Genomic DNA, 15,077 nt, shown 5'->3' on the forward strand with positions numbered 1-15,077 from the left:
CATGATCTAGAATAGGACAAACTAGACGACCGCTCCAAAAGAGAAAACCGCATCATTAAAATCGTAGTCACTTACCCCCACACCCGCAGGTAGATCTTCAAAACCAAAGGTGTTATTCCCAAAACTTCTCAAATGAGCCGCACCGTCCGGGTTAGCTACCCCAAAGCTAAAATAGGCTACAGGTAAAGTCGTGTAATTTTGGGCGGTAGCCGGGCTATTATTAGGGTTCGCAGCAAAGAAAGCATTAATCGCTTGTTGAAGATTACCAGAGAAGTTACCACCATTGGCAATCACAAAGGGAGAATAGATTTTACCACCACTGACAACGACATCACTCGCAGCACCACTACTTGAACCCCCTACCCGCACAATAAAGTTATCTACTACCTTACTCAAAGCGGCTTTTGCATAACCGCTTTCCCCGGGTTTAATGCCATTTACAGACCCCGTTGCATTGTCCACCTCATAAAGACCAAACAGATTATTAAAAGCTGCGGTGGTCTGATTTAGAGCATTTTGCAGAGAGTTTTTGACAAGGGATGGGTTGTAGTTATTAGGAAATTCGTAGCCCAATTTATCGACAATACCAGTTAATGCACCTGCTTCCTTGGGAATCAGTCTATCAACAGGAGCAATTGAGATTAGCTGAGTTGGTGCTACAGTAGCAGTTGTAGCTTTACCCGTAACCGTCACACTAACATCAGCACTTGCGGAAAAACCACCATCAGAGACAGTGTAACTAAAGACATCATTGCCCAAATAATTGCCATCTAACAGCGTATAGGTCAAATTATTGCCATTGATATCCACTTTGCCATGTTTACCGTCGGTTTTGCCGGTGAGCTTTAAACTATCTCCTTCAGGGTCACTATCATTGTTTAAAGGGTTGATAGTTCCCGCACTTCCTTGACTGACAGATAATTGATCATTTTGTGCAACGGGAGGATCATTTACCGGAGTCAGATTGATTGTGATTGTAGCAGGATCAGATTCTACTTTTGGAGTACCATTATCAATCGCTGCTACTGTCAATGTGGCAACATTACCATTAGCATTAACAACGGGATTATATCGCACATTAGCTAGGTCATTAACTAATATCTCTTGATTCTTAATCACTTGTTGACCATTGACAAAAGTTAGGCTTCCAGAGGTTGGTAAACTTATTACCTTAATTGCCATTAAATCATTATTGTCTTCGTCTTGGTATTTACCCTTGTCTTTGAAGTCTCCAATACCAAAACTTATTATTTGATCTTCTTGTCCACTTTGGGTGAAGCTTTGCAGATTTGGTTTTTTGTTATCATCCGTTGGGTCATTGGTAACATTAATAGTCACATTCGTAACCTGGGAAGTAGCCTCTGCTGCATCTTTAGCAATAATCCCTAATGTAAAACTATTAGGACTGCGTTCAAAGTCATTGGCTGCACTGGTCACTCCCTTGTCCGTCAGGGTGATTATACCTTGATTATTAATGTTAAAGAAACCAGAATCATTTCCACTGGCGATCGCAAAACCTGTTACAGCTATGTCATCCGTAGCCAAAACAGTTCCTACTTGGAAATTTGCTGTTTTGTTTTCAGTGTAGCTAAAGATTTGATTTGGTTTGACTTCGGGAGCATAATTTACATCTGTTACCGTGAGAGTGAAGTTGGTAAAAACATCAGGAGTATTACCTACGGTGGTATCATCAACATTGACTGTTACACCATAACTGTTCTTGGTTTCATAGTCCAACTTTGTGTCTTTTTTGATGTAAAGAACTGTTCCTTCTACCTCAAAACTAGCAGCATCTACACCTGTTAAAGAGATAGTATTGCTTCCTAGTCCATCATCCGTAATAACAATATCAGCTACTTTGAGCCGTGCTATGGTACTTGTCCCTTCAGGAAGGTTTGTAATTGAATTTTGTAGAGTAATATTTGTGGGAGCTTGGTTTATAGGTGCAGCATCATCATTATTAATAGTCCCTTTCGCTGTACCATTATTAGGACTGATAACTGCACTATTTGTAGGATTGCTTAAACTAACAGTGAAAGTCTCATTGCCTTCAAATAGGCTATCTTGAGTTGTTTGGACAGTAAAGGTTTTGCTAGTTTCTCCCTGTGCAAATGTGAGAGTCTGAGTATTTGCAGTTAAGTCACTGGCACTAGCTGTATCATCAGTACCAATAGATGTGGCTACAGTTACGTTTTGTGGTGCTTGAGCATCTCCCGTGCGGGTGACAGTGAAATTAATGGCACTTCCTTCTGTTGCAGAAGCCGCAGCAATACTAAATACAGGTGCAGCATCATCATTGTTAATTGTTCCTTTCGCTGTACCATTTGTGGAACTGACAACTGCGCCATTATTAGGATTGCTTAAACTAACAGTGAAAGTCTCATTGCCTTCAAATAGGCTATCTTGAGTTGTTTGGACAGTAAAGGTTTTGCTAGTTTCTCCTGTGGCAAATGTGAGAGTCTGAGTATTTGCAGTTAAGTCACTGGCACTAGCTGTATCATCAGTACCAATAGATGTGGCTACAGTTACGTTTTGTGGTGCTTGAGCATCTCCCGTGCGGGTGACAGTGAAATTAATGGCACTTCCTTCTGTTGCAGAAGCCGCAGCAATACTAAATACAGGTGCAGCATCATCATTGTTAATTGTTCCTTTCGCTGTACCATTACCATTTGTGGAACTGACAACTGCGCCATTATTAGGATTGCTTAAACTAACAGTGAAAGTCTCATTGCCTTCAAATAGGCTATCTTGAGTTGTTTGGACAGTAAAGGTTTTGCTAGTTTCTCCTGTGGCAAATGTGAGAGTCTGAGTATTTGCAGTTAAGTCACTGGCACTAGCTGTATCATCAGTACCAATAGATGTGGCTACAGTTACGTTTTGTGGTGCTTGAGCATCTCCCGTGCGGGTGACAGTGAAATTAATGGCACTTCCTTCTGTTGCAGAAGCCGCAGCAATACTAAATACAGGTGCAGCATCATCATTGTTAATTGTTCCCTTCGCTGTAGCGTTGGTGGAACTGACAACTGCACTATTTGTAGGATTGCTTAAACTAACAGTGAAAGTCTCATTGCCTTCAAATAGGCTATCTTGAGTTGTTTGGACAGTAAAGGTTTTGCTAGTTTCTCCCTGTGCAAATGTGAGAGTTTGAGTATTTGCAGTTAAGTCACTGGCACTAGCTGTATCGTCTGTCGCAATAGATGTGGCTACATTGACACTCTGACTAGCTTGAGCATCTCCCGTGCGGGTGACAGTGAAATTAATGGCACTTCCTTCTGTTGCAGAAGCCGCAGCAATACTAAATATAGGTGCAGCATCATCATTATTAATTGTTCCCTTAGCTGTACCATTTGTGGAACTGACAACTGCACTATTTGTAGGATTGCTTAAACTAACAGTGAAAGTCTCATTGCCTTCAAATAGGCTATCTTGAGTTGTTTGTACAGTAAAGGTTTTGCTAGTTTCTCCCTGTGCAAATGTGAGAGTCTGAGTATTTGCAGTTAAGTCACTGGCACTAGCTGTATCATCAGTACCAATAGATGTGGCTACAGTTACGTTTTGTGGTGCTTGAGCATCTCCCGTGCGGGTGACAGTGAAATTAATGGCACTTCCTTCTGTTGCAGAAGCCGCAGCAATACTAAATATAGGTGCAGCATCATCATTATTAATTGTTCCCTTAGCTGTACCATTTGTGGAACTGACAACTGCACTATTTGTAGGATTGCTTAAACTAACAGTGAAAGTCTCATTGCCTTCAAATAGGCTATCTTGAGTTGTTTGGACAGTAACGGTTTTGCTAGTTTCTCCCTGTGCAAATGTGAGAGTCTGAGTATTTGCAGTTAAGTCACTGGCACTAGCTGTATCATCAGTACCAATAGATGTGGCTACAGTTACGTTTTGTGGTGCTTGAGCATCTCCCGTGCGGGTGACAGTGAAATTAATGGCACTTCCTTCTGTTGCTGAAGCTGAAGTAATAGTAAATATTGGTAATTCATAATTTTGATTTTTAAGAATAGCCAATTGTGTACTATTGATACTGATCAGGGTGTCATTTCCCTGGGGTACAAAACTGAGTTTATCTAATGTAATGCCATCAAAAGCAATTTGCAACCGATCTTCTGTGGGATTAAAGTCTGTAATGATATTTGGACTGATGGGATATTCGGCATTAGTCAGCCAGAATGTATCGTTACCTGTGCCAGCAGTTAAAGTATTGCCACCGCGACCACCAAAAATTGTGTCATCACCTGCGCCGCCTAAAATAGTATCATTACGGTCAGCAAAAATAATATCATTACCATCTCCACCATCTAAGGTATTGCCACCATTACCCTCAGAGTGGAGTTCATCATTTCCTGCTTCTCCAAAGAGTTTATCATTAGTATAGGCAAATAACTCATCATTCCCGTCACCACCTTGAAGGATATTATTTCCCCCTCCAGTTAAGGCATCAAGAATATCATCGTCTGCCGTACCAACTAGGGTATAGTTTGTGTTGCCTGCTGGTACAAATGATGTTGCCATTGTCATGCTCCTGTTCAAAAATTAGTAGATACTGGTTTAAATTTGTTTACTTATTTTTATTAAAGAACGCTAATAAACTCATGGGAAATCTTCAAAGGAAAGTTTCTACAAAAGTTTATCATTGTTATTAAAATTATTGCATTTGAATGTTTCCATTTTTGCAATTAGAGATTTGTTGTTGCTTATTCCCCTAGGAGGATTTTAGTTTTCTTGAGATTTAAAAAGAATGGCTAAAGCTTTAACTACAGAGCAAACTTATCCCAGATTGTTTAAGAAATAAATAATTCAGGGTTAAGAAAAAATTAAAGAAAACTAAAGTTACAGTTTGCGTCAACCCTATCTGGACTTCTTTAAATACAGTAACGGATAACTTGGTTTTTCAGTCCAAAAAAAGATTTATCAAAGTTTGGGGGGAACGAAAAAGTACGACGATAAAGTTTGGCAGTCCTTATGCGACACAGTAGGATGGAGGAAAGACGGAAAGTGGTTGTATTATAAAAATATTGGTTTTGACAAAACAGCAACTAAACAAAACCTCAAGGCACACCTCCCTGTAGCATTTGGATATGAGGGGGGGTGGTTTCTCTTAGGTTTAGGCGGTTTGGGCGGTGGACAGGGGTGGGTGGAAGTCTTCTCTCGTCTACATACTTGTATATCATCAGCGCATTAAGAAAAATTTTCCCATGCTTGGGCAACCAACTGACTTAACCAGCGCCTTTGTTGCCTATCTAACATTTTATCATCCGCTAATACCTGGGTAGTTAATTGATCTAAAGACTGACCCTGAGCGCGAACTACTCTAATTACACCAGCAATTACCGCAGCCACTAATTCTTCATCAACTGGCTGTTTTCTTAATGCAGATATTTCTTGGGGACTGTCTGGGATAGGATAATTCATGGCATGGGTTTAGGAAATTTACAACATGAACAATAAAATTGATAAATCATTAAAATTCTTTATGGAATCTTTATGAAGTTAATTAGCGCAGAGTTTAACCTAGTTTCTGCCTTTTTTTAATCTGTCTGAGTGAGTAGATTCGTTATGAGATATCAGAACAATATGCAAGAACTTCTTTATTTAGAAATTCCTACACCCGATACAGTATCCGTAAGCAAATGGCTACAAACAGATTTCGTTGTCGAAAATAGTCAAAAATTCATCACCCCAGATGGGTTTCGGCTGGGAAGTGCGGCTAAAAGTACCATTGCCAATAGCGTAGAACTATCTGTATTTGTGTGGTCGGTGCAGCGGACAACTTACCTAAAAGTATTCCGTTGGGGAGATAAACCTTTTCCCCAGGAGAGACGCATTCTCCAATCTCTAACGCGGAAAATTAGAAGTCGCTTTCCCAATTACTACCCAGAACCACCTGTCATTGATCCCCAAAAATCAATTTTCGCAGAGTTAGAACCCTATTATCCTCTAACTGTCAAGTATTTTCAGAAAATGCCTAATGGAGAATATGACCTCAAGCGCGCTTACTGGTGGGAGCAAAGGTGGCGAGAAGGGGTAAGAAATCCTCAAAAGCCTCGTCAAGTAGTATTTTATCAAGGGAATAGTCAGGAAATATCACCTATCCTCTCCCCTGCTGCTAGTCCTCAGTATGACCTCATTTATATTGGTGGTGCTTTGGGGTCAATTCATGCCGCAGTCATGGCTAAATTGGGCTATAAGGTGCTGTTGGTGGAAAGATTACCTTTTGGTAAAATGAACCGAGAATGGAATATTTCCCGTGATGAAATCCAAAGTTTAATAAATTTGGGTTTGCTCACCAATGCTGAATTAGCAGAAATTATTTCTAGGGAATATAAAGACGGTTTTAATAAGTTTTTTGATGGGAATAATCCCTCTAATTTGAAATCCTCTGTTCTCCATACTCCCACAGTCCTAAATATAGCTTTAGATTCAGAAAGGTTACTGGCATTATGTGGGCAAAAACTTCAAGCTGCTGGTGGTGATATTTGGGATGAAACGGAGTTTTCCCAAGTGAATATTAGTCCTACACAAGTTACGATTAACGTTAAACATTTGCCTACTGGTAATGAACAGCAGGTGAGTGGACGTTTATTGATAGACGCAATGGGAACGGCTTCACCAATTGCTTGGCAATTAAATGGTGGTCGGGCTTTTGATAGTGTGTGTCCAACGGTGGGAGCAGTGATTGAAAAGGGCTTTGAGCCTGGGGTCTGGGATTCTGAATATGGGGATGTTCTTTACAGTCATGGGGATATTTCGAGAGGTAGACAGTTAATTTGGGAGTTGTTTCCTGGTGTTGGTGAAGAATTAACAATTTACCTATTTCACTATCATGAAGTAAATGAAGAAAATCCTGGTTCTTTGTTGGAAATGTATGAGGACTTTTTCACAATTTTGCCAGAATATCGGCGTTGTGATCTAGATAAATTAGTCTGGAGGAAACCAACTTTTGGCTATATCCCAGGACATTTTAGCGCAGATAGTAGCGATCGCACAATTGCAGTTGATAGATTAATTGCCATTGGTGATGCTGCTTCTTTGCAATCTCCGCTAGTTTTTACTGGTTTTGGTTCTTTAGTCCGCAATTTAGACCGATTAACTACTCTGTTAAATATTGCCCTTAAACATGATTTATTGAGTCAGCAGCACTTAAATAAAATTCGAGCTTACCAAAGCAATGTGGCTGTAATGTGGTTGTTTTCTAAGGGAATGATGGTTCCCACGGGCAGATTTATCGCCCCCCAAATGATAAATTCGATGCTGAATACTTTCTTTGGCTTATTAACAGATGAAACCCCAGAAGTAACTGATAATTTCATTAAAGACCGTTGTGATTGGTTCACTTTTAACCGTCTAGCTTTGAAAGCAGCTATGAAAAATCCGGCTTTATTATTGTGGATTTGGCAATTAGCTGGTTGGCGAGATTTATTACGTTGGGTTGGGAATTATGTCAGCTTTGCTCGTCATGCTTTCATCAGTGTTATTTTGGGGATATGGTTGCCGCAATTTTTGAAATGGAATCAATCTTGGTTAGAAAATCGCTTTCCAGGATTATGGTTACAATTGTTAGTAATTAACTATGCAATTACTACAGGTAGACCACGATTACCGCCGGCATTGCGTTAGTTTCATATATTATCAAGGAATTGGGGATTTTGGAGTCCTAAAACTTCTAAAATCCTTAATTTCATAACTTATTCGGTTTCAACTCCACTCTATCCCTCTTCTATGAACCGTAGATACAAAAAACGTTTGCAAACGTTCATCAGCTTCAGCCTATTTACCACCTTTCTCATCCCTTATGCCGTCACCGCTACCCCTCCACGTATCCCAGATAAAATCGTTAACTGTGAGCTTCTCGTTGTGGGTGGTGGACTCTCAGGAGTCGCTACAGCTTATGAAGGTTTACTTGCAGGACGCACAGTTTGTTTAACAGAAATAACCGACTGGTTAGGGGGACAAATTTCTGCTCAAGGAACATCTGCATTAGACGAAAGACCAACTCAACGAGATAAACAATTCTATTCGCGCGGTTATTCCGAATTAAGAAACCGTATTGAACGCAAATATGGCAAACTTAACCCTGGAGATTGTTGGGTAAGTGATTCCTGTTTTCTGCCTCGTGATGCCCACAATATCATGACACAAATGCTCAAAGATGCCGAAAAAAAAGGTAAAGGAAAATTACAATGGTTTCCCAATACGGTAATTAAAGATCTACAAATTAGCAAAGATGGCAAAATTATTAATAACGCCATAGCAATTCAACATCAACCAGCAAAAAATCAACCACCTCTAAATACTAATCCCTTATCTCAAACCATTGAAGATGCTTATAGTTATAAAAACTCATCTCGTTTGAGTAAAACTATTATTCAGTTTCTCCCCAAACAATCTCAAAATAACCCAGGAAAATGGTACATTATAGACGCAAGTGAAACCGGGGAAATTATCGCTTTAGCAGATGTTCCCTATCGTCTAGGAATTGATGCCCGTTCCTATCTTGAACCTTCATCTTCTAGCACTACAAATGATCCTTACTGTACCCAAGGTTTCACTTATACCTTTGCAATGGAGGCAACAAAAGCAGCGCAGCAACAAACAATGCCCCCATTTTATTTACAATATTCACCATATTTTAGTTATGAATTAAAACGATTAGCAAACTTTGATTTAGTCTTTACCTATCGGCGAATTTGGAGTCCCCAAAAAGGACAACCAACTACATTTAATGGGGTGAAGTTTACTGCACCCACACCAGGGGATATTTCCATGCAAAACTGGACTTGGGGAAATGATTACCGTCCGGGAACAGCCGCAGATAATCTCATTTATACTCGTCAACAATTAGAAAACTCTGGACAGCTAAAACCAGGAGGTTGGCAAGGAGGACTACGCACAGAAACCCTGCGTAAAGCTGAAGAAAAGGCATTTTCTTTTTTTTATTGGTTATATGCAGGAACTACAGATTCTCAACTAGGTAATGGTGTTAAACAACCGCAAACAAATATCCGTTTCTTAACAGGTTTAGATTCGCCCATGGGGACAGTTCATGGGTTATCTAAATACCCCTACATGAGGGAAGGAAGACGGATTATTGGCCGTCCTAGTTGGGGACAACCAGACGGTTTTGGCATTTGGGAAGTTGATATTTCTCGTCGTAATTATAATGATCAATATTATCGAAAAACTCTGCCAGCAAATATGTATCGCAGTTTAAAAGCAACTGTATCAGGTTTGGAAGCAACATCTGTAATTAGGGGGGAAATTTCCCCAGAAAAAGCTATGCGAAGAACTCGTTCCACAATTTACCCTGATGCTGTGGGTATTGGTCATTATGCCATAGATTTTCATCCATGTATGGCAAAAAGTCCAGTAGAAGCACCTGGTAATAAGGAACGTGTGGGAGAAAGACGCGGTGCAGGACAAGCTTATCCTTTCCAAATTGCCCTACGGGCAATGATTCCCCAAAAAATTGATAATTTATTGGTAGGAGGAAAAAGTATTGCTACAAGTCATATTGCGGCTGCTGCTTATCGAGTTCATTCCTTTGAATGGTCTTCTGGTGCTGCTGCGGGAACTGTGGCCAGTTTTGCATTAAAAGAAGGAATTGCACCCTATCAATTGGTTGATAATTTACCTAAACAAGAACCACAATTACAAATTTTAAGAAGGCTGTTGGAAGCAAATGGGAATCCTACGGCTTTTCCTGATACTTCTATTTTTAACGAAAATTGGGACAATTGGTGGTAGGTAAAAGATACCCGACTTCTCCAAGAAGTCGGGTATCTGAAGCTTAATCTGGTAGAAATTCAGAATTGAGGGTTTGTTCACAAGTGTAAGGACATATTTCGGGAAATACCTGTTGACCTAATTGGGTTTCTCTCATTGCCAATGCTAAACCTAATTCGTAAGCGGTGAGAAATACTTCTTCTAAATAAAGTTTTAAACTGGGACTATCTTGTAAAAGTAGTTTGATTTGAATCCGTTGTTCTCGAATTGTACTCAACCAACTACTACTCCGTTTTTCTGCTTGAAATTGCCATTTTAATAGATGTCCTAGCAACACAGCTAATCTATTTCTGAATTCTTGTCTTTCTTTTCTTCCCAAGGTTTCTAATTCTTCAATTAGGTTGACAGTATCTAATGTATCCCATTGTTGAGTTTTGAGTAAATTAACCTGTTCTTGAGTCCAAGCATGGAAGTCGCTTGTATAGAGGAGAAAGGTGTTCATTTTCGCACCTAATTATAGGTTTATATATTCTTAGTTCAATTGTATTCTATATCTCATATATGAAGTTCTTAAAAGGTAAAATGTCAATTACTTCATAGATATAAACCGCGTTTACTTTGAAACCCATAGTTTTTTCTTAATTGGGTTTTATTCCCCAATCCTATACTCTTCCCCGTTCCCTGTTCCCTGTTCCCTTTTGAAAAACTCCAGTTTTCAACTTGGACGAGGTTTAAATTAATATTTTTACACATTATCGGCTTGTGTCTGACTACTAACTCAGTCAGCAATGGATTAAACTAGTTATTTCTAATGTCAGTTTGTACAACGTCGTTTTTGGCTGATTTTTCTATGGTGACAAGACTTGCAGATGTGTACAGTATGGCTTCAGCACCGACTGTGACACCTGACCGAGTTAATCAAGTGACTCGGAAAACCTATCCTAATTACAAGGTAATTGTATTGAATGATGATTTCAATACTTTCCAGCACGTAGCTGAGTGTTTAATGAAGTATATTCCGGGAATGTCGGGGGATCTCGCTTGGGATCTCACTAATCAAGTCCACCATGAAGGACAAGCAATTGTCTGGACAGGACCCCAAGAACAAGCGGAATTATACCACCAACAACTCCGTCGGGCTGGGTTGACAATGGCTCCCCTGGAAGCAGCCTAATCATTATGTCTAAACCCACCGATGGTAGGCTAGTTTGGAATCACTCTACCCATATTCCCGGTCTAATTCCTATTTTAGAACGTTTGTGTCGAGAGGATGGTATTGGGACGGTGACACCTGCGGTGATTGGTAGAGCTAGAGGTCATGCACCAAAAATGCAGTTGCGTGTGTCTGTACCTATTCGCGGTGGTTATAAAATCATTGCTCGTCAAGGCAAAACTGTGCAAGAGGTATTTATCCTTACAACTTTACTCCAGGAACAACTCGAAGGTGCGATCGCTATTGCTATGAGAATTGCCTAAATTATGAATTTACAATAGCAAGGTTGGAGCTAAATATAGTTCTAACCTTGACTTTTGATTATTCTTCAATTTTATGAACTGCAAATTTATGTAACGGCAAACTCAAGATACAAGAAAATGTTAAGAAATATGACAAAGCTGTAGTAATTCTCAAAGTTATAATTACAGCTTCCCAATTGAATAAAAATACTCTTTCCATCCCAAAGGCGATGCAATACACTAACCAGTAAGCAAAGCTCATTGTTAAAAGACTTTGTTCTGTTTCTTGAAAATCATCTATAGCTTGATTGTGATTCTTGAGTAACCATAGACCGACAATACAAGCGACGGAGGAAATAGCAACTACAAACTCATGGCAACATAAATTTACCGTAGGCATTTGTCCTAGTCTCCATTTTCAATGTTTTGATATTCCTATGGAAACCTAGTCTAAAGGAATATGCCTCAGAGTTATCCAAAATAGTTACAAAGCGCAATTCCTCAACAACTTTCTTCACATACAGCAGATTTCGCTCTAATGAGATACAAACTTGAATTATGAAACTCTTGTAGTGCGGGCATCTTGCCCGCTATATATGTACCTCACAAAACCGGAAAGTGCTGTATCCCAATACTCACCTCGGAAATAGGCTATTGACTTTGTGTATTTTTGAGTGATATTTTTCATACAATGCTAACTACTTTGACAGGAATGACTGATAATCAAGGATAGTCAATCTTTTGCTAGTTCTAGTTCCATAGGTAATTCTGCTGGTAAAGGAATAGTAGCACCATCATAGAAAACAGCAGCTTTACCTTCACTTCTAGTCCCATTAACAGCGGCTTTCAGCTATTTTAATAAAATGCCAGGAACGAGACTTGAACTCGTGACACGAGGATTTTCAGTCCTCTGCTCTACCAACTGAGCTATCCCGGCAGGGGGCTTTTTCTTCACCACCAATATTGAATTTAGCATAGAAAAAAAGATAAGTCAAGGGGTTATTTAAAATAATTTTAGCTAACCTTCATTGTCAACTTCACCCAGGTAAACACAGTCACAAATACCAGAAACTGCACAAAAACAATACTCGGACCAGAAGCTAGATTAAATAACCCAGAAACCATCATTCCGGCGATACTACTGCTACAGCCGACAACCACGGATAGAATCAGAAAGCGGCTGAAATGGTGACTCATAAGTTTGGCTGTAGCAGCCGGAATCACTAAAAACGCATTTACTAATAACACACCAACCGCTTTAATCGCCACAGCTACAGCGAGGGAAAGCAAAACAACGAAAGCATAACGATATAATTGTACAGGCACTCCTTGTACTTGAGCAACATCGGGATTAAGAGTTAATAGAATCTGTTGTGGCAGAGTTGATAATAAAAAAAAGCTACTACCCACAAGTACCAATAGCGTCAAAATTAAATCTGTGTTATCTATAGCCAAAATATCGCCAAATAGTACCCCCATTAAGTTACCGCGATATCCTTTAATAAAACTGGTGAGAATTACACCAATTGCTAACGCCCCAGATAGCACTATACTGAGAACGCTATCACTAGCCAAATCAGTCTTATCAATTAGGTAGAGAACAACAACCCCAAAAATTAAAGTAAAAGGGAGTAACATCCAAGTAGGATTAGTGTTGAGTAACACCCCTAACGCCACACCTACCAGGGCTGCATGACCAACGGCATGACTAAAAAAGGATAATTGTCGTAAAGTCACAAAACTACCCAATAAACCGCCTAAAATGCCCATTAACACAGCACCCATAATGGCACGCTGCATAAAGGGAAATTGTAATAAATTCAGCAAATCATGATAGTTAATGGTCATATAAGAGGAGTCAGGAGTCAGGAGTCAGGAGTTCAGGAGGAAGAAGAAAGAAGAAAGAAGGAAGAAGAATAGTTTATTACCAATTACCAATTACCAATTACCAATGACCAATTACCAATTACCAATTACCAATTCCCTAATGATGATGTTCATAGCGACTAAAACCTGGTCCATAAGTAGCTAAAAGATTTTGTGGGGAAAGGGCTATTTCCGGTTTACCAGAACAGACAAGAGTTTGATTTAGACAGATGACGCGATCGCAATGACGGCTTACCATATCAATATCGTGGGAGACTTGCAACACTGTCCAATTCTCTTCTCGTTTTAATTCATTTAACAAAGCATAAAAATCCGTTGTTCCTTGAACATCTACCCCTGCAAAAGCTTCATCCAATACTAACAATTTTCGCGGTGTTACCAAACAATAAGCTAATAATACCCGTTTGAGTTGACCACCGCTAAGAGTGCCAATAGCCTGATTTCGCAAGCGATAAGCATCAGTACGGTGTAAAGCTGCGGTGACTGCTGCTGATGTTTCCAGTTTTTGTTGCCAAAATTTCGAGAAAAATGAATGTTTTCTATTCCCTATTCCTAAAGCTACTAATTCACTAACCGAAATTGGAAAACTGCGATCAAAAATAAAGTTTTGTGGCATATATCCCAACTGATTCTGCAAATTTCCTAGTCTGGAAATGGGGCGACCAAAAACTTCAATTGTTCCCGCATTTCGGGGAATTAAATCTAAGATAGCTTTGATTAAGGTACTTTTCCCAGCCCCATTTGGACCAACTATAGCTGTATCTGTTCCTGCTAATAATTCAAAGGAAACATCTCGCACAGCTAAATAACTACTTTGGTAGACTGTTAACCCAGAAACTTTTAATATTGGTAATGTAAATTCTGCTTGTTCGTCAGTCATGGAATTTAGGATTTGAGATGCCAATAATTTATCGTGATAGATGGGAAATAATGAGATTTGAATTTTCCTGCTACTTGCATCCAGCGGCTAAACTCTCCAAATTAGTTTTCATTGCCTTAAAATAATACTCTGGATTGGTATCACCCGTTTCTAAAGAATCCAAAGTCCGCACAGTTAACCCCAAATCCTGGGAAATGCTGGTGAGTAATTTGTTATCTAACCCTGGTTCGCTAAATAGGGCTTTAACTTGGTATTTTTTGACTGTATTCACCACTTTTTGCACATCTGTTGGGGAAAGTTGCTTTTCAGGAATTTCTACTACTGCTAATTGTTTAATGTTATAACGTTTGGCAAGATAGGGAAAAGCATCATGAAAGGTGATAAAGGTGCAGTTTGGTGTTTGTTTAATAGTCTGCTGAAATTCATTATTTAAATTATCTAATTTCTGGATATATGCCGCTGCATTGGTCTGATATTTGACTTTATTGACCGGATCTGCGATAATTAAACCATCTCGAATATTGATAATTTGCTGTTTTGCTAAAACTGGATCTAACCAAATATGAGGATTTCCAAATTGGTGTTCGTGATCATGATCATGTTCTCCTGTTGCTGTTTTATCTATGGGGGAAGTTTTATTAATAGCTTGAATACCTTTACTAGCATCAATTTCCACTAATTGGGAATTTTCAGCATTTTTAATTGTATCCACTAAAAACTCCTCTAAGCCTAAACCATTTTTGACTAATATCTTGGCTGTAGCGATCGCTTTTACATTGGCAGGTGTCCCTTGATATTCGTGTATCTCTGTACCAGGCTTAACTAAAATCTCTACATCTGCAACATCTCCAGTTACCGCTTTAGTAAACAAATAAACTGGTAAAAATGTGGTAACTACCTTAGTTTTTGGTGATTTTTGGACTGGGGCTGGTTCTGTTTTTACAACCTCCCTACTGTTAGGATTGTTACATCCATAAACTGCTGACAAAATTATTAAGGTAATCAGCGGTAAAAAATTTCTGGTTTTTCTATCTATTTTAACTTCTCTAGAACTTCTCATGGTTTGAGGTTGACAATAAAACTTCATTGGCATTATATCTTATAATGAGATCCATTCTCATAT

General features: G+C 39.3%; 12 protein-coding genes and 1 tRNA gene. 5 read left to right on the forward strand and 8 right to left on the reverse strand.

The window, feature by feature from the left end; genetic code table 11:
- Window positions 1-21 precede the first annotated feature (21 nt).
- Window positions 22-4,521, reverse strand: a complete 4,500-nt coding sequence (locus BMF77_RS13115) for an S-layer family protein (protein WP_168204434.1) — start codon at window positions 4,519-4,521, stop codon at window positions 22-24.
- 406 nt (window positions 4,522-4,927) lie between these two features.
- Here BMF77_RS13115 and BMF77_RS13120 point away from each other — a divergent pair, with 406 nt between their 5' ends.
- Window positions 4,928-5,191: a hypothetical protein gene (locus BMF77_RS13120; protein WP_246862913.1), complete on the forward strand. Its 264-nt coding sequence runs from the start codon at window positions 4,928-4,930 to the stop codon at window positions 5,189-5,191.
- On the opposite strand, the gene BMF77_RS13125 is transcribed toward BMF77_RS13120, so the two are convergent.
- The gene (locus BMF77_RS13125) at window positions 5,188-5,421 is read right to left on the reverse strand and encodes a hypothetical protein (RefSeq protein WP_148763356.1); all 234 of its coding nucleotides are present in this window, start codon (window positions 5,419-5,421) and stop codon (window positions 5,188-5,190) included. The two genes, BMF77_RS13120 and BMF77_RS13125, sit on opposite strands and share 4 nt — an antisense overlap.
- Before the next feature lie 162 nt (window positions 5,422-5,583).
- Here BMF77_RS13125 and BMF77_RS13130 point away from each other — a divergent pair, with 162 nt between their 5' ends.
- Entirely contained in the window at window positions 5,584-7,626 is a 2,043-nt protein-coding gene (locus BMF77_RS13130; protein WP_148763358.1) for an NAD(P)/FAD-dependent oxidoreductase, read from the forward strand.
- A gap of 102 nt (window positions 7,627-7,728) precedes the next feature.
- A complete protein-coding gene (locus BMF77_RS13135) occupies window positions 7,729-9,753 on the forward strand; it encodes an FAD-dependent oxidoreductase (protein ID WP_148763360.1) in 2,025 nt (674 codons plus the stop codon).
- A 43-nt stretch (window positions 9,754-9,796) separates the two neighbouring features.
- On the opposite strand, the gene BMF77_RS13140 is transcribed toward BMF77_RS13135, so the two are convergent.
- Window positions 9,797-10,234 carry a DUF29 domain-containing protein gene (locus BMF77_RS13140; protein ID WP_148763362.1) on the reverse strand — a complete coding sequence of 146 codons (438 nt, stop codon included), beginning with the start codon at window positions 10,232-10,234 and terminating at the stop codon, window positions 9,797-9,799.
- A 348-nt stretch (window positions 10,235-10,582) separates the two neighbouring features.
- Here BMF77_RS13140 and clpS point away from each other — a divergent pair, with 348 nt between their 5' ends.
- Window positions 10,583-10,906 carry an ATP-dependent Clp protease adapter ClpS gene (gene clpS / locus BMF77_RS13145; protein ID WP_148766963.1) on the forward strand — a complete coding sequence of 108 codons (324 nt, stop codon included), beginning with the start codon at window positions 10,583-10,585 and terminating at the stop codon, window positions 10,904-10,906.
- Window positions 10,907-10,911: 5 nt separating this feature from the next.
- Window positions 10,912-11,208 (forward strand): DUF2103 domain-containing protein, encoded by a 297-nt coding sequence (locus tag BMF77_RS13150; protein ID WP_148763365.1) that lies wholly within the window; start codon window positions 10,912-10,914, stop codon window positions 11,206-11,208.
- A gap of 58 nt (window positions 11,209-11,266) precedes the next feature.
- Here the strand turns inward: BMF77_RS13150 and BMF77_RS13155 are convergent, their stop codons facing one another.
- From BMF77_RS13155 to BMF77_RS13175, 5 genes are all read right to left on the reverse strand, one after another.
- A complete protein-coding gene (locus BMF77_RS13155) occupies window positions 11,267-11,587 on the reverse strand; it encodes a hypothetical protein (RefSeq protein WP_148763367.1) in 321 nt (106 codons plus the stop codon).
- A gap of 464 nt (window positions 11,588-12,051) precedes the next feature.
- Window positions 12,052-12,124, reverse strand: a tRNA-Phe gene (locus BMF77_RS13160).
- A gap of 77 nt (window positions 12,125-12,201) precedes the next feature.
- Window positions 12,202-13,035, reverse strand: a complete 834-nt coding sequence (locus BMF77_RS13165) for a metal ABC transporter permease (protein ID WP_148763369.1) — start codon at window positions 13,033-13,035, stop codon at window positions 12,202-12,204.
- Between the two features lie 136 nt (window positions 13,036-13,171).
- A complete protein-coding gene (locus BMF77_RS13170) occupies window positions 13,172-13,954 on the reverse strand; it encodes a metal ABC transporter ATP-binding protein (RefSeq protein ID WP_148763371.1) in 783 nt (260 codons plus the stop codon).
- A 70-nt stretch (window positions 13,955-14,024) separates the two neighbouring features.
- The gene (locus BMF77_RS13175; RefSeq protein ID WP_148763373.1) at window positions 14,025-15,014 is read right to left on the reverse strand and encodes a metal ABC transporter solute-binding protein, Zn/Mn family; all 990 of its coding nucleotides are present in this window, start codon (window positions 15,012-15,014) and stop codon (window positions 14,025-14,027) included.
- Window positions 15,015-15,077: the final 63 nt, after the last annotated feature.

The sequence above is a fragment of the Dolichospermum sp. UHCC 0315A genome (assembly GCF_008121535.1).
Lineage (GTDB): Bacteria > Cyanobacteriota > Cyanobacteriia > Cyanobacteriales > Nostocaceae > Dolichospermum > Dolichospermum lemmermannii.

Coding starts and splice junctions, on each gene's coding strand:
- BMF77_RS13115 (WP_168204434.1), bottom strand. CDS start 4,521: ATGGCAACATCATTTGTACCAGCAGGCAACACAAACTATACCCTAGTT.
- BMF77_RS13125 (WP_148763356.1), bottom strand. CDS start 5,421: ATGAATTATCCTATCCCAGACAGTCCCCAAGAAATATCTGCATTAAGA.
- BMF77_RS13130 (WP_148763358.1), top strand. CDS start 5,584: ATGCAAGAACTTCTTTATTTAGAAATTCCTACACCCGATACAGTATCC.
- BMF77_RS13135 (WP_148763360.1), top strand. CDS start 7,729: ATGAACCGTAGATACAAAAAACGTTTGCAAACGTTCATCAGCTTCAGC.
- BMF77_RS13140 (WP_148763362.1), bottom strand. CDS start 10,234: ATGAACACCTTTCTCCTCTATACAAGCGACTTCCATGCTTGGACTCAA.
- clpS (WP_148766963.1), top strand. CDS start 10,583: ATGGTGACAAGACTTGCAGATGTGTACAGTATGGCTTCAGCACCGACT.
- BMF77_RS13150 (WP_148763365.1), top strand. CDS start 10,912: ATGTCTAAACCCACCGATGGTAGGCTAGTTTGGAATCACTCTACCCAT.
- BMF77_RS13155 (WP_148763367.1), bottom strand. CDS start 11,587: ATGCCTACGGTAAATTTATGTTGCCATGAGTTTGTAGTTGCTATTTCC.
- BMF77_RS13165 (WP_148763369.1), bottom strand. CDS start 13,035: ATGACCATTAACTATCATGATTTGCTGAATTTATTACAATTTCCCTTT.
- BMF77_RS13170 (WP_148763371.1), bottom strand. CDS start 13,954: ATGACTGACGAACAAGCAGAATTTACATTACCAATATTAAAAGTTTCT.
- BMF77_RS13175 (WP_148763373.1), bottom strand. CDS start 15,014: ATGAGAAGTTCTAGAGAAGTTAAAATAGATAGAAAAACCAGAAATTTT.